The sequence below is a fragment of the Thermomicrobium roseum DSM 5159 genome (genome assembly GCF_000021685.1).
Lineage (GTDB): Bacteria > Chloroflexota > Chloroflexia > Thermomicrobiales > Thermomicrobiaceae > Thermomicrobium > Thermomicrobium roseum.
Genome location: NC_011959.1, coordinates 392,808 through 411,918, shown reverse-complemented (window position 1 = coordinate 411,918; position 19,111 = coordinate 392,808). Strand labels below are relative to the sequence as shown.

The 19,111-nt window shown below is 64.0% G+C and carries 19 protein-coding genes and 1 riboswitch; of the genes, 9 read left to right on the top strand and 10 right to left on the bottom strand.

Annotation, left to right across the window (positions count from 1 at the left end):
• Positions 1-13 precede the first annotated feature (13 nt).
• The 6 genes from TRD_RS01905 (at position 14) to TRD_RS13460 (ending at position 5,485) form a co-directional block, all read left to right on the top strand.
• The gene (locus tag TRD_RS01905) at positions 14-952 is read left to right on the top strand and encodes an LLM class flavin-dependent oxidoreductase (RefSeq protein ID WP_012641819.1); all 939 of its coding nucleotides are present in this window, start codon (positions 14-16) and stop codon (positions 950-952) included.
• Between the two features lie 306 nt (positions 953-1,258).
• On the top strand, positions 1,259-1,615 hold the full coding sequence (locus TRD_RS01900) for a hypothetical protein (RefSeq protein WP_012641818.1): 357 nt from the start codon (positions 1,259-1,261) through the stop codon (positions 1,613-1,615).
• Positions 1,616-1,662: 47 nt separating this feature from the next.
• The gene (locus TRD_RS01895; RefSeq protein WP_012641817.1) at positions 1,663-2,310 is read left to right on the top strand and encodes an SCO family protein; all 648 of its coding nucleotides are present in this window, start codon (positions 1,663-1,665) and stop codon (positions 2,308-2,310) included.
• An 11-nt stretch (positions 2,311-2,321) separates the two neighbouring features.
• Positions 2,322-2,942: an SCO family protein gene (locus TRD_RS01890; RefSeq protein ID WP_012641816.1), complete on the top strand. Its 621-nt coding sequence runs from the start codon at positions 2,322-2,324 to the stop codon at positions 2,940-2,942.
• A gap of 44 nt (positions 2,943-2,986) precedes the next feature.
• Positions 2,987-3,649 (top strand): copper chaperone PCu(A)C, encoded by a 663-nt coding sequence (locus tag TRD_RS14080; protein ID WP_041436305.1) that lies wholly within the window; start codon positions 2,987-2,989, stop codon positions 3,647-3,649.
• Positions 3,650-4,051: 402 nt separating this feature from the next.
• Positions 4,052-5,485 (top strand): thrombospondin type 3 repeat-containing protein, encoded by a 1,434-nt coding sequence (locus TRD_RS13460; RefSeq protein WP_143714596.1) that lies wholly within the window; start codon positions 4,052-4,054, stop codon positions 5,483-5,485.
• A 304-nt stretch (positions 5,486-5,789) separates the two neighbouring features.
• Here TRD_RS13460 and TRD_RS01875 read toward each other — a convergent pair whose 3' ends face one another.
• Together TRD_RS01875 and secA are read right to left on the bottom strand one after the other, a co-directional pair.
• A complete protein-coding gene (locus tag TRD_RS01875) occupies positions 5,790-6,491 on the bottom strand; it encodes an MIP/aquaporin family protein (RefSeq protein ID WP_012641813.1) in 702 nt (233 codons plus the stop codon).
• Positions 6,492-6,801: 310 nt separating this feature from the next.
• Positions 6,802-9,393: a preprotein translocase subunit SecA gene (gene secA / locus TRD_RS01870; protein WP_041436299.1), complete on the bottom strand. Its 2,592-nt coding sequence runs from the start codon at positions 9,391-9,393 to the stop codon at positions 6,802-6,804.
• Between the two features lie 129 nt (positions 9,394-9,522).
• On the opposite strand from secA, the gene TRD_RS01865 reads away from it, so the two are divergent.
• Entirely contained in the window at positions 9,523-9,909 is a 387-nt protein-coding gene (locus TRD_RS01865; protein ID WP_012641811.1) for a DMT family transporter, read from the top strand.
• 4 nt (positions 9,910-9,913) lie between these two features.
• Positions 9,914-10,273, top strand: coding sequence for an MGMT family protein (locus TRD_RS01860; protein ID WP_012641810.1), 360 nt, complete (start codon positions 9,914-9,916; stop codon positions 10,271-10,273).
• Positions 10,274-10,326: 53 nt separating this feature from the next.
• On the opposite strand, the gene thiS is transcribed toward TRD_RS01860, so the two are convergent.
• The 8 genes from thiS to TRD_RS01820 form a co-directional block, all read right to left on the bottom strand.
• The gene (thiS, locus tag TRD_RS01855; protein ID WP_012641809.1) at positions 10,327-10,533 is read right to left on the bottom strand and encodes a sulfur carrier protein ThiS; all 207 of its coding nucleotides are present in this window, start codon (positions 10,531-10,533) and stop codon (positions 10,327-10,329) included.
• The gene (thiE, locus tag TRD_RS01850) at positions 10,530-11,156 is read right to left on the bottom strand and encodes a thiamine phosphate synthase (protein ID WP_012641808.1); all 627 of its coding nucleotides are present in this window, start codon (positions 11,154-11,156) and stop codon (positions 10,530-10,532) included. Before thiE (TRD_RS01850) ends, thiS begins: the two co-directional genes overlap by 4 nt.
• 3 nt (positions 11,157-11,159) lie before the next feature.
• Positions 11,160-11,828, bottom strand: coding sequence for a thiamine phosphate synthase (gene thiE, locus TRD_RS01845; RefSeq protein WP_012641807.1), 669 nt, complete (start codon positions 11,826-11,828; stop codon positions 11,160-11,162).
• A gap of 10 nt (positions 11,829-11,838) precedes the next feature.
• Positions 11,839-12,648, bottom strand: a complete 810-nt coding sequence (locus TRD_RS01840; RefSeq protein ID WP_012641806.1) for a thiazole synthase — start codon at positions 12,646-12,648, stop codon at positions 11,839-11,841.
• Complete coding sequence (gene thiD, locus TRD_RS01835) at positions 12,641-13,474, bottom strand: bifunctional hydroxymethylpyrimidine kinase/phosphomethylpyrimidine kinase (protein ID WP_012641805.1); 834 nt, start codon at positions 13,472-13,474, stop codon at positions 12,641-12,643. The genes TRD_RS01840 and thiD overlap by 8 nt, the downstream gene beginning before the upstream one ends.
• A gap of 85 nt (positions 13,475-13,559) precedes the next feature.
• A riboswitch (TPP riboswitch) is annotated at positions 13,560-13,668 on the bottom strand.
• A gap of 38 nt (positions 13,669-13,706) precedes the next feature.
• Positions 13,707-14,696 carry an ABC transporter permease gene (locus tag TRD_RS01830; RefSeq protein ID WP_012641803.1) on the bottom strand — a complete coding sequence of 330 codons (990 nt, stop codon included), beginning with the start codon at positions 14,694-14,696 and terminating at the stop codon, positions 13,707-13,709.
• Positions 14,697-14,709: 13 nt separating this feature from the next.
• Positions 14,710-15,720, bottom strand: coding sequence for an ABC transporter permease (locus tag TRD_RS01825; RefSeq protein WP_012641802.1), 1,011 nt, complete (start codon positions 15,718-15,720; stop codon positions 14,710-14,712).
• Positions 15,721-15,779: 59 nt separating this feature from the next.
• Positions 15,780-17,525 carry a peptide ABC transporter substrate-binding protein gene (locus TRD_RS01820; RefSeq protein WP_143714595.1) on the bottom strand — a complete coding sequence of 582 codons (1,746 nt, stop codon included), beginning with the start codon at positions 17,523-17,525 and terminating at the stop codon, positions 15,780-15,782.
• 275 nt (positions 17,526-17,800) lie between these two features.
• Here TRD_RS01820 and TRD_RS01815 point away from each other — a divergent pair, with 275 nt between their 5' ends.
• The gene (locus tag TRD_RS01815; RefSeq protein ID WP_012641799.1) at positions 17,801-19,009 is read left to right on the top strand and encodes a trans-sulfuration enzyme family protein; all 1,209 of its coding nucleotides are present in this window, start codon (positions 17,801-17,803) and stop codon (positions 19,007-19,009) included.
• Positions 19,010-19,111 lie beyond the last annotated feature (102 nt).

Here is a 19,111-nt window from a genome sequence, read left to right as displayed (position 1 = left end):
AAAGAGGCGCGGTATGCCGGGGATGCAGTTCGGGATTCATGTCGGTCCGCAAAACACGACGACTGACGAACTCCGCCAACTCTGGCGCTTCGCTGATGCCCATGGTTTCTCCTGGTTTTCGGTCTGGGATCACTTTTATGCCCGGACATCCGACCGCATCCCACACTACGAGGCTGTCGCCCTGCTCGCTGCACTCGCTTGCGATACCCAGCGCATCCGGTTCGGTTGTATGGTTTTCGCCGTTCAGTTCCGCAACATCGGCCTGCTGGCCAAATCGATCGTGACCATCGATCACTTGAGCAACGGGCGATTGGAGGTCGGGCTGGGCGCTGGCTGGCACGAGCCGGAATATCGCGCCTTTGGCTACCCGTTCCTGTCCGATCGCGAGCGACTCGATCAGCTGGAAGAAGGAATCACGGCCTTGCGCCGGCTCCTCCAGGAAGATGCGGTGACGTTCGAGGGTCGCTGGATTCAGCTCCGTGAGGCCCGCGTCTATCCCAAACCGCTCCAGCCGAGGCTGCCGCTGTGGATCGGCGGTGCCGGTGAGCGCCGGACAGCCCGCATCGCGGCACGACATGCCGATGGCTGGAACATTCCTTACGTCAGCCCGGAAGGCTTCCGCCAGAAGCGAGCAGCACTGGAGCACTGGTGCGAGGTCGAAGGGCGCGACCCCGCGACGCTCCAGATCGCCGTTCAGGTCGGGCTCTACATGGCCACGGAAGACGACGAGCGAACCGTGTCCCGTCTCCGTGAGCGACTGGTCGAACAGGTCGGGCCCCAAGCACTCGAACAGCCAGGCTGGCTCATCGGTGGCCCCGACCGTATCAGCGCACTGCTCGCGGAGTATCATGCGGCTGGAGCGGACTGGATCAACGTGACGGTTCGACCACCGGTCGATTTCGAGGCGCTCCAGGCGTTCGTCGAACGCGTGATGCCGCACTTCGCGAGCTGACCCTTCTGAATAGTCGGCCTGCGGGAGACACCTCTCCGTCTCGCGGTGCCCTCCAGGGCATCAGCCCGCGCGCTGCCGCACGTTGCCGTCGCCACGACCTCGTTGAGTTGGCGAGACCGTCCGGCGCTCGCTCCGCAACGAACGCCTCTCGCGTCGCGCTCTCTCGAAGCTGACCACGATCAGCCTTGGGCGAGCAGGGTTACAGCGCTACGGCGAGTCGAGGTTTTTCCTACTGTATCGTGCGGGCCCTCGTGCCGTACCATTGAATGAGACGGTGCTGCGTTCAGCACCGAGGTAGGGTCGGCAGTGTTTCGAGGATTCGCCTCGCTCGTCACCATCGCTGTCCTGTTCGGCGCTGCGCTCGCCGCGACGGTTGTCCCGACGACCTGCACCTGCGGCGCAGCAGCCCCGCATCCGCACGCCCTCTTCGAGTTGCCCGGTCACTATCATGGCTCGCCCGCTGAGCACGCGTCGACCAGTGATCTTCCCGACGGCCCGGTCGTGACGGCCCCAGCGATGCCCTTCGCGCTCGGCACGCTCGTACCGGTTGTCGCCACCGCCATCCTCACTCTTCAGCTCGGCATTCGCCGATCTCCCCTGTTTGTGACCGGCACGATCCCACCCGGTGTCGACCATCGCCCACCGATTCCGCCCCCACGCTGATGAGCGGCGCGGATGATCGCTCGTCCTGCTCTGGGGAGCAGGGAACGGTGTTCGTTGATCGAGGATGGTTCATCATGGTGCGCCGCTTGGCCCTGATCGTGGTTCTCCTGCTGGCGACGCTCTCGATCGTCTGGAGTGCGCTGGCTGCGCCACGCGTTTTGCCGCGCCTGCGCCTGGCTCCGGGCTTCGGACTCGAGGATCCGAGCGGCAAGCTCGTCTCGAGCGATAGCCTGCGCGGCCAGATCCTCGTCGTCACCTTCGGCAGTGCCGAGTGCGGGACCGACTGTGCGAGTCGCGGCCAACTCCTGGCCACAGCCGTCGCGGGAACGGAGACCACTGGGCGCGTGGAATTGATCTGGATCGCCAGCGAGCCGGTTTCCCGCGAGCAGCTCGCTGTGCTGAGCGAGACGCTGGCTCAGCATGGGCATCCATGGAGGGTTCTGGGAAGTTCGGACCGGCGCGAGTTGGACCTCACGCTGAGTGGCTTCCGCGTGCCGCGGCACCCTGACGGGACGGTCGACCCGATCATCGTCATCGTCGATCCGCTCGGGATCGTCCGTGCCGAGTACCGGATCGCCCCGTCACCAGAAATGCTGACCCGCGATCTCGAGGCACTCGAGCGGGAGATCCGCGAGAGCCAGGGTATGCGGCGCTATCTCTACGAGGCGGCTCACCTGTTCCGATGCTACGTTTGAGGAGTCTCGATATGCCTACGCGACCATGGCTTCGTCGCCTCGTCGTCGCCGAACTCGCGGCCATCGCCATCGTCCTCGCTGTCGTCGGCTGGTACGTCTGGCAGTCGCGGGCAGCCCCGTCGCTGAACGGGATGCTGCTCGACCCGCCCCAAGAGATCCCCGCCATCCAACTCACCGGGAGCGACGGCCAGCCTCATGCCTTGACCGACTTCCAGGGGAAGGTGACGGTCGTCTTTTTCGGCTACACGCACTGCCCGGACGTCTGCCCGATGACTGCCTCGACGATGGCCCGCGCACGCGCCATGCTCGGCAACCAGGCCGATCGCGTGCAGCTCGTCTTCGTCTCGGTCGACCCGGAACGCGATTCCCCTGAACGGCTGGCGAGCTATCTGGCGAAGTACGACCCGACATTCCTGGGGCTGACCGGAGACGAGGATCGGATCCGCGAGTTGGCCACCGTCTTCGGTGTCCACTATGCCAAGGTGGAATCGACGTCCGCCCTGGGATACTTGGTGGAGCATACCTCGTCCAGTTTCGTCTTGGATACCCAGGGGAAACTGCGAGCCGTCCTCCCGTTCGGGCTCACCCCGGAGCAGGTGGCGAGCGACCTCCGTGCCCTGTTGCGTCGCTGAGCGTGTTGCTCGATCGGCAACAGTCGACTGAGGAGGTCATGAAGATGCGTACGGTGCTCGATCGAATCCGAGGTTGGTTCGTACTCGCATTGACGGTCGTTCTCGCTTCGCTTGTCGTGAGCGCGTGTCGTGGGACCGAACCGACACCGACGCCTGCTCCCAGCCCAACGCCGGCTGCGGCAGTGCAGCCGAGTCCGACCCCGCAGCCGACACCGACGGCTACCCCGACTCCGACCCCCATGCCGACGCCGACCCCAATGGCCGCAACGCCGACGATGGGGCACGGCATGAGTGGACACGGTATGGGCAGCGCCATGCCCGGTGTCAGCAACGAATTCCGGGCCGGCACGTTGGTCATCCGCAACGTGTGGGCACGAGCTGCCTCCCAGGCCGATGCCCTGAGCGCTGTCTACATGGTGATCGAGAACACTGGCGACCAGCCCGACCGCTTGCTGCATGCCCACTGCGACGTGGCCGGGACGGTCGAGCTCCACGAAACCAAGATGGAAGGCGGTGTCATGAAAATGCAGCCGGTCGACGGCATCGATATCCCCGCCAAGGGGACGGTCGAGCTCAAGCCCGGTGGGCTGCACATCATGCTCATCGGGTTGACGCGCGACTTGAATCCCGGTGACGAGATCGAATTGGAACTCCACTTCGACAAGGCAGGTCATGTCCCGGTCAAGGCAGTCGTCCAGAAGCCGTGAGCTCTCGGTCGTAGAGCCGGTGGTACAGGGGCAGGTGCTCACCTGCCCCTGCATCGTTCTCGCAGGCCGGTGCTAGCGGGCAGCGGGGATGCTGCGCTGCATGGCGGTATCGCCCGACCGAGCGTGCTCGCGGGCACGCCGCGCAACATGCCGCTCGCGAGTGCCAGCTTCCGACCCGCGCCGACACTGGCGTCTCGAGTACTCGATGCGGCGCTGCGCTGCACGGCGCGCTGGGAGACCCCCGTCACTCACTGCTTTCTCGAGCGCACGCTTCGTGTCCCTTCCCCGCGCGAAATGACCGCGAGCAGCGAACCCGTGCCCTTGACGAGACCGATTCCCCTGCTATTCTCTATTCGGAAAACGTCGACGCTGCTTGCTGAAAGATTGCTCGGAGCGATCCGGATGCACGTAGGTCCTCGACACCGACAGCGGCCGCCGGTCAGCTGGCTCATTCTCGGCCTCCTACTGCTCGCTGCCTGTAACCGAGCCGTCACGACCACACCGACCCAATCGCCCCAACCGGCGATCGCCCAGCGTTGGGTTGCCACTGGGCCTGTTGCACCCGTCGACGCAGGGAGTTCTTCAGTCGTTCTCACGATCCGCGCGCCGGCCGAAACGAGCGTGAGCGAGATCGAGCTCCGCATCACGCCCCCCGAAGGCCAGCCCCAAACGTTGGGACCTTATTCTGTCCAGCCGGGCCAAACCATTCAGGTGGAAGTCGACCTGACTCAGCTGAGCGGCACCGCCACGGCCGGCGAGTGGCGTGCCGAGTGGATCGATCGGGCGCAGCCGGACCGCGTGCTCGCCGTTGTCTCCTTCACGACTCGATCGGCGCGGACGATCACCTGGCAGTCGAGCGTCCCTCGCACCTCGATACCCGCTGGCGACTGCAGAACCAACCGCACGATCGTGGAACTCGGCATCCGCGCGAGAGGGGCCGACTCCGACGAGTCGTTCATGGTCTATGCCGTCATCGAGTCGCCAAGCGGTCAGAAACTGAGCTTGCCGCCGATCGAGATTTCGGGGGATCAGTGGTCGACCCTGCGAGCCTCTCTCTGCAGTGTCGTCCCGCGTGCCGAACAGTTGTCTGGAACGTGGACGGTCCGTTGGTATCGCAGCGACCAGCCGACACGCCCCATCCTGAGTGACTCGTTCGGCGTTGTACCCGCACCCACCCCGACGGCGACGCCGATGCCCACGCTCGAGTGGCGCGTACCCACTGAACCGGTCCAACCGTACGACTGCGGTGCGGCTGTCGACATTCAAGTGCGCAATACTGCACCGGGGAACCAGGTGACGCCTGTCATCGTGCAAGCCATACCACCTGGCAAAGGTCCCGTCGATCTCGCCAGGGTGGAACTGCGGGGAAACGAGTGGGTGACCGTCAGCTTGGTCTATTGTCAGGCAGCTGGTGGAGCGGAGATCGCTGGCAGCTGGGCCGTTCGAGCGGTCGATGCAGCGGCCCGCCAGGTCGAGTTCGGCCGCGCGACGTTCGAGGTGCGAGCCATACCAGCCCCGACCCAACCACCTGCCCCCAAACCACAGCCGCAGCCACAACCAGCGCCACCACCGCCCCCGCCACCGCGAGCATCGGTCGATACCGACGGCGATGGCCTACCCGACGACGAGGAGCTGAGTTTCGGTACCGACCCGTACAACTCGGACAGCGACGGGGATGGGCTCTCCGATGGCTCGGAAGTGTATGTTTACGGCACCGATCCGCGGAAGCGCGATACGGACGTCGACGGATACACGGACTTCGAAGAGATCCTGCAAGGCAGCGATCCCTGGGATCCCTGCAGTCCGAATCAATTTGCCTATAACTGCCAGCTGTGAGACCCGTTGCCATCGACACGACTGCTCTCGAGGGGCGAAGCCTGTCAGGATGATCGACGGGTGAGCACGACAGCTGGTCACCCTCCGGTCAGCGGCGCGTCGTGCTGAAACGAATCTTCAGGGGACAATTCCACGGATGCGGATCGCGCCCGCCGTCGTGCAGCTGCCGGAGAGGGGCAGCTTCGTACGCGCCTCCCCTCGGGGAATGTCCAACAAGGAACCAACGATTCAGCCGCTTCGTCGAAGCGTCCGAGCAGATGCTCGGTCGCGCGAGCGACCGCTCATTACCCCTTATCGAACTGGCTCACAGCAACCGCCAAACGCCGATCCCGAGAAGGGCTCCGAGAACTGGTCCGACGATCGGAATCCACCCGTAACGCCAATCGGCGTCGCCCCGCCCGGCGATCGGTAAGAGCGTGTAAGCCAGCCGCGGTGCCGCATCGCGTGCCGGGTTGAGCGCGAAGCCGGTCGTCCCGCCGAGCGCCAGGCCGATGGCCAACACCAACCCGCCGATCCACCACGGCACGACTGCACCCGGTACTCGACCGGCGACTGCCGCACCGACGCCGAGAGCCAGTACCGCGGTCCCCACGCATTCGGTCGCCAGATTCGCCGGCCAGTAGCGAATCGCTGGCCCGGTACAGAACACCCCACGTTTCACTGCCGGATCACTGGTCGCTTCCCAATGTCGCCAAAACAAGAGCCAGACCAGGACTGCACCGCTGAACCCACCTGCCAGTTGTGCCCCCACGTAAGCCGCGACCCGTTCGGCGGGGAACAATCCCCACGCCGCCAGCGCGAACGTCACCGCTGGGTTGACGTGTCCGCCGCTGATCGGTCCCGCCAAGCCAACCGCGATGCTCACCGCGATCGCCGAGCCAACAGCGATAGTGAGCCAATTCCCACCCACACCGTGCGACCGAGCGAGCCGCGCGGTCGCCACTGTCCCGTCTGTCAAGAGAACGAGCAGCATCGTCCCTATGAACTCGGCGGTGAGCTCGCGCACCCGACACCTCCTTTGAATCCGCCATGCGAAACCGATCCCTCATACTGCTCGGAGGAGACTAAAGAATGCTCACTCTGAGCGGATGAACGAATCGTGAAGAGGCAAGAGTCTGCGACCGGAGCCAGACAAAGACGCCCACGCCACATCGGTCGCTTCCCATGGGAAAGAAGTGGGGGTGAAGCACGCGAGCGTGCTCGGCTGGACGCCCGGCGCGAATTTTCTTCTTCAGGAAGCGCTCGCTGCTCGAGGAGCGAACCGGATTTCCCGAGACTCCCGCACGGGAAGCACCGACGAATCCCCCGCGCGAGGCTCACCCTGCTCCGGCTCGCACGCCTGATTCCGCTTTCATGCAGCAATGCTTATACTTCTTCCCACTTCCGCATGGGCACGGATCGTTGCGGCCCACCTTCTGCTTCTTGCGTGCTGGACCCGCACCATCACCACCTCGGTTCGGTGTCCCGATCTGCATGACCGGCCGCTGCAAGGCAGGTGCGAGCTGCACGCGGTAGATGAGCCGCGCCACGTCGTACTCGATGTTTTCAAGCAGCTGCTGGAACATCCGGTAGCCTTCACGCTTATACACCACGAGCGGGTCGAGCTGCCCATAGGCCTGCAGCCCGACCTCGTGGCGCATGTGCTCCATCTCGGTCAGGTGCTCGATCCAGAGCCGGTCCATCACTTGCAGGAGCACCAGCCGCTCGATCACGCGCATCGTTTCGGGGCCGAACTCTTGCTCGCGTCGCTCGTAGCGTGCCAGAGCTCGTTGCCAAAGGAGCTCGGTCAGTTCGTTCTCGTCCCGTTCTTCCAGATCGCGCGGCGTCAACCCATCTGAATCACCCACGATACCAGCGAAGGCACGGAGGACCGATTCCGGGTCCGGCTCGTCCGCCGACTCGAACGCCTGCTTGACCGCTTTCTCGAGCTGCCGCCGCACCATGCCCAGCACGTGCTCGCGCATGTTCTCGCCCATGACGATCTTGCGGCGGTCACCGTAGATCACCTCGCGCTGCTTGTTGATGACGCTGTCGTATTCGACGAGGTGCTTGCGGAGATCGAAGTTGTACCCCTCGATCTTCTTCTGGGCTTCTTCGATCATGCGGCTGACCAGCGGGCTCTCGATCGGATGCTCGTCGTCCATCCCGAGCTTCTCGAGCAGTCCCTGGATCCGCTCCGTACCGACTCGCTTGAGCAATTCGTCTTCGAGCGAGACATAGAACCGGCTCGAGCCCGGATCACCCTGGCGCCCGGCACGACCGCGCAGCTGGTTGTCGATGCGTCGTGCCTCGTGACGCTCGGTACCGATCACATGCAATCCACCGAGTTCAGCCACACCGGGACCCAAAACGATGTCGGTCCCGCGGCCCGCCATGTTCGTCGCGATCGTCACTGCGCCACGCTGCCCAGCTTTGGCGACGATCAGCGCCTCGCGCTCGTGATGCTTGGCATTCAGGACCTCGTGTGGAATCCCCTTGCGCTTGAGCAAGTCGCTCAAGTACTCGCTCTTCTCGATCGAGGTCGTGCCAACCAGTACGGGCCGACCGATTGCGTGCATCTCCTCGATCTCGCGCACCACTGCGCGGAACTTGCCTTCCTCGGTCCGGTAGATGACATCGGGATAATCGATCCGGATCATCGGCTTGTGCGTCGGGATGACGACCACCTCGAGGTTGTAGATCGTCTGGAACTCCTCGGCCTCGGTCGCCGCCGTACCGGTCATCCCGGCGAGCTTCTCGTACATCCGGAAGTAGTTCTGGTAGGTGATCGTCGCTTGCGTGACCGTCTCCTGCCGGACCCGCAAGCCCTCCTTCGCCTCGATCGCCTGGTGCAACCCCTCGCTATAGCGGCGGCCCGGCATCATGCGCCCGGTGAACTCGTCGACGATGATGACCTCACCGTCGCGGACAATGTAGTCACGGTCGCGGAGATACAGTTCCTTCGCCTTCAGCGCTTGCTCGAGATAGTGCACGGCATCGGAGTACCGGTCGTCGTAGAGGCTGTGCCCCTCGGGGATCCCGAGCAACCGCTCGACCCGGTCGATCCCCGCTTCCGTCAGGGTGACCGTGCGGTGCTTCAAGTCCACCGTATAGTGCACGTCGCGCCGCAGCTGACGAGCGATCTGCGCGAACTGGTAGTAGCGGTCAACCGTCTCGCGCGCTTGGCCAGAGATGATGAGCGGTGTCCGCGCCTCGTCGATCAGGATGTTGTCCACTTCGTCGACGATCGCGTAGTACAGCTCCCGCTGCACGATGTCCTCAGGCCGGTAGACCAAGTTGTCGCGCAGGTAGTCGAAGCCGAACTCGTGGTTCGTCCCGTAGGTGATGTCGGCCAGATACGCCTCGCGCCGGCTCACAGGTCGCCAGTGGTTCAGGCGATCGTCCGGACTCGGATCGGGCTGGATATACGTGGGATCGTAGATGCCAGCGAACTCGTGCGTGATGACGCCGACCGAAACTCCGAGGAAATGATAGATCGGCCCCATCCAGCCACCGCCGACCCGCGACAGGTAGTCGTTCGGCGTCACGAGGTGACAACCGCGTCCCAAGAGGGCGTTGAGGTAGAGCGGCAAGGTCGCGACCAGCGTCTTTCCTTCGCCGGTCTTCATCTCGGCGATCTTGCCCTCGTGCAACACGATACCGGCCATCAGCTGCACGTCGAAGTGGCGCATGTTGAGTGTGCGGCGTGCCGCCTCGCGCACGGTCGCGAACGCCTCGACCAGGATGTCGTCGAGCGTCTCGCCGTACTCGAGCCGTGCCTTGAATTCGTCCGTCTTCGCGCGCAGTTGCTCGTCGCTGAGCCGCTGGTAGTCCGGCTCCAAGGCATTGATCTCGTCGACGATCCGGCGCAAGCGCTTCAGTTCCCGCTCGTTCGGGTCGCCGAGAATCTTCTTCAGGACGTTGCGCATCGACTCGTCTCCCACGATCGGTCTGGCGGATGCGTTGACTGCACCCGTACCCATCAAGTCTACTCCTCGACCGAGGGCACTGACGAAAGGCTCCGACGAACCGGACGCAGGAAGGAAAGGAAGCGCGCGATGACCGAAAGCCGCTCGGTTCTCGACCGCCTGCTCCCACTGGCTCATCGCAGCGAACTCATCGCAGCCGGTTTGGCCACCCACCTCGCCTTCAACGTCGTGGCTGCACTGGCCTTCCGACTGGCAGCACAGAGCAGTAGCTGGCTCGCGTTCCTTCTCTGGCAAGTGGTCGGCAATCTCGCCGGGTTCCTCACCGTCGTGGCCTTGACGGTCCTCCTCCGCTTCGTTCCGCTATCGGTCGCCTATCCAATCACGACCGGTCTCTCGGTCATCGCGGTGCAGGTGGTCGCGGCTCGGCTCCTGCTCCACGAGCCGCTTCCACTTCGTGTCTGGTTCGGGGCGATCCTCATCGTCCTCGGTATCCTGTTCGTGGGAGGACGGATCTGAGATCATGGGCACGGCAAAGAGAAGCCAGCAGTCATCACCGTTCGCCGAGCGGGTCTACGCCATCGTCCGGCGTATCCCGCCGGGCCGCGTCACGACCTACGGGCGTATCGCTCGCGCAGCCGGGCTCACTCGATCAGCACGAATGGTCGGTTGGCTCCTTCACGAGGCGCCAGCCGATGTCGCTGCAGTCGCGCACCGCGTGGTCAACCGGAACGGCGAGTTGACCGGCGGTTGGGCCTGGGGACACCCGAGCGTGATGCGGGCGCTCCTGGAAGAAGAAGGCGTGACGTTCGTCGACGAATACCGCGTCGATCTCGAACGACATCTCTGGGAACCCGAGGACGAGTTCTCCGAGAGATCCTGAACGGAGGCCAAACACGCCAAGGCCCCTCCCCCTGGCAGGAGCCCGTTGTTTGCTCAGCCGCCACCGACGAAATGCACCACCTCGATCACGTCGCCGTCGCGGAGTTCGCATTCCTCGTACCGGTCGCGCGGTACGATCTCGCCATTGCGCTCCACCGCGACGAGTCGCGGATCGAGCCCACGCGAGCGGAGGAGATCGAAAATCGTCCGCGCGCCGTCCAACTCGACACGCTTCCCGTTCAGGATCACCCGGATCGTCATACTGCTCCTACCCTATCCAAGGCTGCTCGAAACGCGTGCACCGCAGCGACCGGATCCGGGGCCGCCAAGATACCGCGGATGACCGCCACACCATGCGCGCCGGTTGCCACAACTTCCGGTACCCGCTCCGGCGTGATCCCACCGATCGCGATCACCGGGCAGGGTACCGCTCGCGTCACGGCCCGGAGCGCCTCGAGGCCGGCTGCCGCCCGACCGGGCTTGCTCGCGGTCTCGAACACGTTCCCGAAGAGCAGGAAGTCCGCTCCCGCTTGCGCTGCCCGTTCGGCTGCTGTCACGCTGTGTACCGAGCAGCCGATGAAGCGGCCACGCCCCAGGAGGCGCCGCGCGCCCTCGGGAGGAAGGCCACGCTCGGGAAGCTGGACGCCGTCCGCTTCGCTCAGGAGCGCGGCATCGATCCGGTCGTTCACCAGCAACACGGCTGGCGGGACGACCACGCGACGAGCGACTTGAGCCACCGCGAGCAGTTCGGCCGCGGCACGGTCGGGCGCCCGCAGGTGAACGCCGTCGACGCCGGCAGCGACCAGCGCCGGCAGCAAGGCCAGCAGGCGATCGAAGGGACAAACCTCGGGATCGGTCACCAGGTGGAGACGCGGGACACGCATCGATCACCGTCCTCGTTCGGCGAGCGCGGCATCCACCACCTCGCGGAGCTGCCGTGCAGCCTCGCGCACGTCCTCCGCACCGACGACCGCCGAGATCACCGCGACACCGACTGCACCAGCACGGATCACCGCGGCGGCGTTGACAGCCGTGATCCCCCCGATCCCGACCACCGGGATGCCGACCGCCCCAGCGATCTGCGCCAGGTGCTCGAGTCCGACTGCTGGACCAGCGTCCGGCTTCGTGGTGGTCGGATAGACCGGTCCCACGCCTAGGTAGTCGGCACCGGCTGCCTCGGCTGCCAATGCCTGTTCGAGCGTCTCCGGCGAAAAGCCGACGACCATCGACTCGCCGACCAGTTTTCGCGTTTCCGGAACCGGTAGGTCGCTCACGCCGACGTGGACGCCGTCCGCTTCGAGCGCGAGTGCCAGGTCGACCCGGTCGTTGACGACGAAGAGGACGCCAGCCTCGCGGCAGAGCGCCCGCAGCGCGTGTCCGACCTGGAGTGCCTCGCTCAGCGGCCCGGCCTTCCAGCGCAGCTGGAGCGCGGTCGCCCCGCCCGCGATTGCCTCCCGCGCGATCTCGATGTCCGGGCGCCCGCGGGCGAGCGCCCGATCGGTGATCACGTACAGGCGCAGCGCCTCGCGCAGGCGTACCCCTCGCCAGGTCGTCACACGAGACCTCCTACCGGACAACACCTTCGAGCGGAGAGCTCGCCGACGCGTACGGCTTCTTCGGGATCCGACCAGCGAGGTAACAGAGCCGCCCGGCCTCGATCGCCAGTCGCATCGCCCGCGCCATCTTCACCGGGTCACCGGCCTGGGCGATCGCGGTATTGATGAGACAGGCATCGGCTCCGAGTTCCATCGCGAGCGCTGCGTCCGAGGGCGCACCGATACCTGCATCCACGATCACCGGAACGCTGGCCTGCTCGACGATGATCTGGATCCACCGAAAATCCGGCAGCCCTTGACCGGAGCCGATCGGCGAGGCGAGCGGCATCACCGTGGCGCAGCCGATCTCCTCGAGTTGCTTGGCCAGCACCGGATCCTGGTTGATGTACGGAAGGACGACGAAGCCTTCTTTGACGAGCACCTTCGCTGCCTCGAGCGTCCCGATCGGATCCGGCAAGAGATACTTCGGGTCCGGAATCACTTCCAGCTTGACCCAGTTGGAAAGACCCATCGCCCGCGCGAGCCGCGCCACCCGGATCGCTTCCTCGGCTGTCCGGCAACCAGCCGTGTTGGGGAGAATCTGATACTTCGTCCAGTCGATCACCTCGAGAATGCTCCGGCTCTTCGGGTCGTCGAAATCGATGCGGCGGAGTGCGACCGTCACCATCTCGCAGCCCGAGGCCTCGAGCGCTGCCAGCATCTCTTCGTTCGAGCGCCACTTCCCCGTACCGAGGATGAGACGCGAGCGAAACTCGCGATCGGCGATCTTGAGCGGCTCGTCCTCGATCGTCGTCCAGGCGCGTTCTGCAGTCTCAGCCATCGCGCACCTCCTGTGTTTCCGGCGCCGGTGCCCACCAGGCGTGGAAGTGATGGACCGGCGACCGCCCACGGCCGATCGCGAAGGCAGCTTCCAACGCACGGTGGAGATACTGCTTGGCCTCCCAGACCGCTGTCGGAACGTCGAAACCGCGGGCCAGGAACGCAGCGATCGCCGCGGAGAACGTGCAGCCGGTCCCGTGGGTGTGTGGCGTCGCGACCCGCGGGAGTGCGAAGCGTTCGAAGTGCGCCCCGTCGAAGAGGAGATCGACCACCTGGTCTCCCTCGACGTGCCCACCCTTCACGACGACATAGCGTGCACCGAACCCGTGGATGATCCGCGCCGCCTCGCGCATCTCTTCCTCGTTTCGGACCGGCCGGCCACACAGCACCTCGGCCTCCGGCGCATTCGGCGTCACGATGAACGCGAGCGGCAAGAGCGTCTCGCGCAGTGCGGAAATCGCGTCCTCCCGGAGCAGCCGGTCACCGCTCTTGGCGACCATCACCGGATCGACGACCAGCCGGTCGATCCGATGCCGCCGGACACCGCTAGCGACCGTCTCGATGATCGCGGCCGAGCTCAACATGCCGGTCTTGGCGGCATCGGCGCCGATGTCCTCCATCACCGCATCGAGCTGCGCTGCCACGATGTCCGTCGGGATCTCGTGGACTGCCGTCACACCGAGCGTGTTCTGCGCGGTGATCGCGGTGATCACAGTCGAGCCGTAGACGCCGAGCGCGCTGAAGGTCTTCAGGTCTGCCTGGATACCGGCACCGGCACCCGAATCGGACCCCGCGATCGTGAGAGCCTTCGGAACCCGCATCGACATCGCTACCTCCCGTCTCTCGTCGCGTCACGGGACGAGGCGGCGGAAAAACGATCCGCCGACCCGGCGGGGCGGCGGGTGGTGGAAGAGCTGAGGTGTGGTGCCGTCCCTGCGCTGGCATTACCCAGATCAGGTTCGGAGGGTTGGTCGACCGAGCGTCGACCTCTCAGCGCTCCCGCGCACCCCTGGCACCCGTTGCGCCGAGCATAACATGAGCGAGTCGCACGGACAACCATCAGCGCTCGGCCTGCCGTGGATCGAAGGCATCGCGCAGGCCGTCACCGATAAAGGTGAATGCGAGCGTGATCGACGCGACAGCGAGCGTCGGGGCGATCAACATCCAGGGTTGCGATTCCCAGGCTTTGGAACCCTCGAGAATCATGCTCCCCCAGCTCGTCGGGAAAGGAGCATCGAGCCGCACGCTGGGGCGAATCCCGATACCGAGATAACTCAGGATCGCCTCGGAAATGATCGCTCCCGGCACGATGTAGGCCGCCACGACGATGACCGGCCCGAGGGTGTTCGGAACGATGTGCCGCAACACGACCTGCAAGCCATTCGCTCCAATGGCCCGCGCTGCCTCCACGAACTCCTTCTGTTTAACAGCGAGCACCTCACCACGAACGAGCCGAGCCACGGTGACCCAGCTCACGAGCGAAAGTGTGATGAACAGCAACACGAGACCGTTGAGGAGCTTCCCGATCCAGGCATCCTGGAATGCCACCTGCATGATGATGAACAACAAGAGGTCAGGAAACGCATAGACCACGTCGGTGAACCGCATCAGGAGATTGTCGATTCTTCCCCCGAGATACCCCGCAACGAGACCGATCAGCATCCCGATCGAGACGGTGAAGACCATGGGCACGAAACCGACCACAAGCGAAACCCTCGTCCCATAGACGAGGCGGCTGAAGACATCACGGCCCACCGAGTCCGTTCCGAGCGGATACTCCCAACTTCCCGTCCGCATCGGATTCGGGTCCCGGACCCAAGCTGCTTGGCGAAAGACGCCGGCTCGTGCCACGTCGCTCTTCACCGGATTGTGCGGTGCAATGATCGGTGCCGCTACTGCGACAACTGCGAGGAAGGCGATATAGCCCAGACCGAGGAGCGCCAACCAGTTCTTGCGAAACCGACGCCAGGCATCGCTCCATAAGCTGCGCGGCGGACGACGCAGCGCGAGATCGCGATCGAGTTGGCGAGGAGTCGTCACGGTGGTCATCGCGCGTCGCCTTTCATCCTCGGATGCGCGGATCCAGGAACCCGTACATCACGTCCACCCAAATATTGGCGATGGCCACGAAAAGCGCATAGAGGAGCGTCGTCCCCATGATCATGGAATAATCACGGGCTGCAATGGCGACTACATACTCGCGCCCCATACCGGGAACATTGAAGATCGTCTCGATGATGAATGAGCCGGTCACCAGCCCAGCCACAGCGGGTCCCAAGACGGTCACGACCGCGATCAAGGCATTCCGGATCATGTGCCTCGTGACGACGCGAAACTCGCTGAGACCCTTCGCGCGCGCTGTCCGCACATAGTCCTGCCGGATCACTTCGAGCATCGAGGAGCGCGTCAAACGGGTCAAATACGACATCGTCCCTAAGCCGAGGACGATACCGGGCGCCAGGTAGGCCGCCGAGAACCCTCGCCACTCTTCCGGTGCGCGGATGGGCTTCACACCGAAAAGCTGGCTCAGCCCGATCACCACCAGCACACCGATCACGAAGCTCGGCACCGATACTCCCAGCGTGGCCACCGTGAGGCTCAGGTAATCGATCCAGCTGTTCTGGCGCAACGCCCCCAGGACGCCCAGCGGGATGCCGACCACCACCGCGAAAGCAGTGGCCACCAAACCGACTTTGGCAGTCGTCGGGAACTTGCGCCAGAGGATACTCTGGACCGATTCCGTCCCCTTGGAGCGATAAGACGGGCCGAGGTCCAATCTGACCAATCCCCAGAGATAGCGGAAATACTGGCTGTCCAAAAAGGCGAGCGTGAGGCGCAGTGGATTGCGTTCCCCACTGTTCCAGCGTTCACGAACTGCTGCGACATTCACCCACACCGGCTTGTTCAAGCCGAACTTGGCATTGAGTGCTTCGAGTGTCGCCTTGGCGACCGGCTTTTCGCGGTCCCACGGCCCACCCGGAGTCTGATGCATCAGGAAGAAGGTGATCGTGGTAACGGCCAGCACCACGGGAATGAGCCACAGGACACGACGCACGATGAAGGAGAGCAGCATGAGAACCCTCCGGAGAAGCGGTTGCTGGGCCGGGGAAAACCCCGGCCCAGCAGTGCACTCTACTTCTTGATATCCAGCGTCATGAGTGACGCGAACTCGCCCGGGAACGCATCGTCGCTCGGCGTCGGGCTGTACCCGGTCACGGACGGCTTAACCAGCCAGATGTTCAGCGGGTTATAGAGGAACGGCCCCGGTACATCGTCGATCAGGATCTGATGCGCCTGCTTATACAGCTCGATCCGCTTCTGCTGGTCGAGTTCCTGATCGGCCTTGGTCACGAGCTCATCGAACTGCTTGTTGCAATAGCCGAAGCGCTGGGCAAAGGTCGCATCGCACTTCCAGTAGACGCTGAGCCAGTTCTGGGGATCCGGATAGTCCTGGATCCATCCCGCCATGGTCATCTGCGGGTATGTGCTGGGATCCTTGCGCATCGCGACGAGTGTCTTGCCATCCACCGGCTCGAGCGTGATGTTCACCCCGAGGATGTCGCGATACTGTCCAGCAATCCACTCGACTCGCGGACGCGCTGCAGGATCGTCGCTATTGAATGTCAACTTGATCTCCGGTAGCTTGTCCGGGCCACCGTACTTCGACTCTGCCAGAGCCTGTTTGGCTTTCGCCGGGTCGAACCCGTACTTGTCGGTCCCGATATGACCCGGAATACCCGGTGGAATCCATTCGAGCGTCGGTGTGCAGTCGCCGTTCCGGATCTGCTCGCAGTAGGTCTTGCGATCGAATGCGTAGGCGAAAGCCTCGCGCACCTTCTTGTCCGTGAACGGCTCCTTCGTCAAGTTGAAGGAGAGCTGAATGGTCGTCGCTGCCGGGTAGGTCACGAGCTGCTTGGACAGCTCCGGATCGCTCTTGATCGCTGGGAGCTGTGAGGGATCCGGCGAGAACATGTCGAGCTGTCCAGCCTTGTACGCCTCGAGCGCGACCGAGCTCTCTTTCTGGTAGATAATCTCGACCGCATCCAGCTTCGGCCGGCCTTCCCAGTAGTTCGTGTTCGCGACGAAGCGGATGCGCTGATCCTCGACGACTTCAACCATCTGGAACGGGCCATTACCGATCTGAAGCTTGGGATCCTTCCACCAGTTCTCACCGCCTTGCTCGATCAGCTCCTTGCGGGCCGGATAGAAGACCCACAACGACGCGATCGTCGGGAAATAGGGAGCCGGATGAGTCAAGCGAACGATCAGCGTCCGATCATCCGGTGCCTCGACACCCAGTTTCTGACGAGCGGCCTCATACGCTGCCTGATCATTGGGATCGGTACCAGCGAACTCTTCGCACCCCACGATGTCGAACAGGATCGATTGGTATTCTCCAGCTGTCTTGGGATCACACGTCCGCTCGACCGCGTAGCGGAAGCGCTCAGCCGTGAGCGGCGTTCCATCGCTGTACTTCAACCCGGCGCGCAGGTGGAAAGTGACGACCGTACCATCTTGGTTGAATTCCCACGACTCAGCGGCGGCTGGCACGGTGTTGAGATCCTTGTCCAACCGCGTGAGTCCCTCGTAATTCATGTGGAGAACGGCGATCTCGTTCGAGAAGGAGCTCTTCTGCGGGTCGAAGACGTCCGGATACGTGTACTCGTGAATCCGCAGGACCTTCTCACCAGTCGGCGTTGTGACTGCTGCTTGCGTCGGACTGCTCACAGCAGCCGGCGTCTGGCCCGCTGTCGGAGTTGCCCCGCTCGGTGCTGGAGTCGGCGTCGCTTGACCGCGCGCGCACGCCGCCAAAATCGGTAACGCCAGCGCCAACACCGAGACGAGACGCAAAAGCGCACGTATTCGCCCTCGTTTCATCTCGCACCTCACGTCTTCCAACAGCCAGACTCGACGATCCTGACTCACCGCGCTCATCGCTCGGTGGACCTCGTTCCGGACGTGCACGATCCAGTCGTTTCATCACTCGCCCTCTACGGCGTTACTCTACTCCCACTCCCACCTCGAGTCAATCGATCGTGCCGAATCCGGAACACGCAAGCCGCCGAGCGGGCAAGCGTCGCACGAGGCTTTATACTTCCGCGCGAAACCTGACGGAGAGCGGGCTGGCGAGCAGCGAAGAGGGCAGGGAGACGATGGACGATCAGCGCCGACTCCACTTCCGATTCGCAACTCGTGCCGTACACGCGGGCGAACGTCCGAATCCTCGCGACTTCATCCCGACCGCGACCCCGATCTATCCGACCTCGACATTCCTGTACCAGAACATCGAGCAGATGGACGCGGCGCTCGGCGGTGCTGTGGGGGTCTTCGTGTATGGACGCTATGGCAACCCCACGACGGAAGCACTCGAGACAGCAGTCGCCTCTCTCGAAGAGCAGGAAGCAGCGCTCGCCTTTGCCTCCGGAATGGCCGCCCTGCACGCCACGATCCTCTCCTGCGTCGAGGCAGGGGATCGTATCGTCGCCTCGCGCGATCTGTATGGTCAGACTATCACTCTCCTCCGCACGATCTTCGGATCGCTCGGGGTGCGAGTCGAGTTCGTCGATATCCTCGATCTCGCTCAGGTGGAAGCTGCATTGCGCCGCGGTGGGGTGCGGTTGCTCCTGTGTGAGACCATCTCCAATCCGCTGCTCCGCGTCACCGATCTTCCCAGCCTCGCTGAAATCGCCCACCGTTATGGCGCTCGGCTGGCGGTCGACAACACCTTCGCCACACCCTATCTCGTGCGTCCCGGGACGCTCGGGGCCGATTACGTGATCCACAGCGCGACGAAGTATCTTAGTGGACACGGCGATGTGACCGCGGGGATCGTCGCGACAACAGCCGATCGCCGCTGGGAACTCAACGAGATCAACAAGACGATCGGCAGTATCCTCGGTCCGTTCGAGGCCTTCCTGGTTCTCCGCGGCCTCAAGACGCTGCCGCTCCGCATGCACCGTCAATGCGAGAACGCCAGTCGGATCGCTTGCTGGCTCGCTGAACATCCGCTGATCGAGCGCGTCCATTATCCGGGCCTGCCCACTCATCCCAGTCACGAGACCGCTGCGCGCCTCCTCCCTCCGGGACTCTACGGCGCCATCGTGTCGTTCGAAATTCGCCACGGGACACGCGAACGCGTGACGGCGTTCCTCGAACGCTTGCGGCTCATTCTGCCAGCAACGACGCTGGGTGACGTCTATTCCGAGATCCTCTATCCAGTCATGGCCTCGCATCGCGGCCTTTCACCAGAAGAGCGCCAGGCAATGGGTATCAGCGACGGGCTCGTCCGGCTCTCGGTCGGTATCGAGGATCCCGAGGACATCATCGCCGATCTGGAACAGGCACTGGCAAGCCTTGCCTGACTCATGCGACCTGGTGACCGCGGCTGCCGCAAGAGACAGACAGCTTGCTGGCTCGCCACCACGTGTCGGTGCGCTCCTCGGTGGGGTGACCAGTTCGTTCGG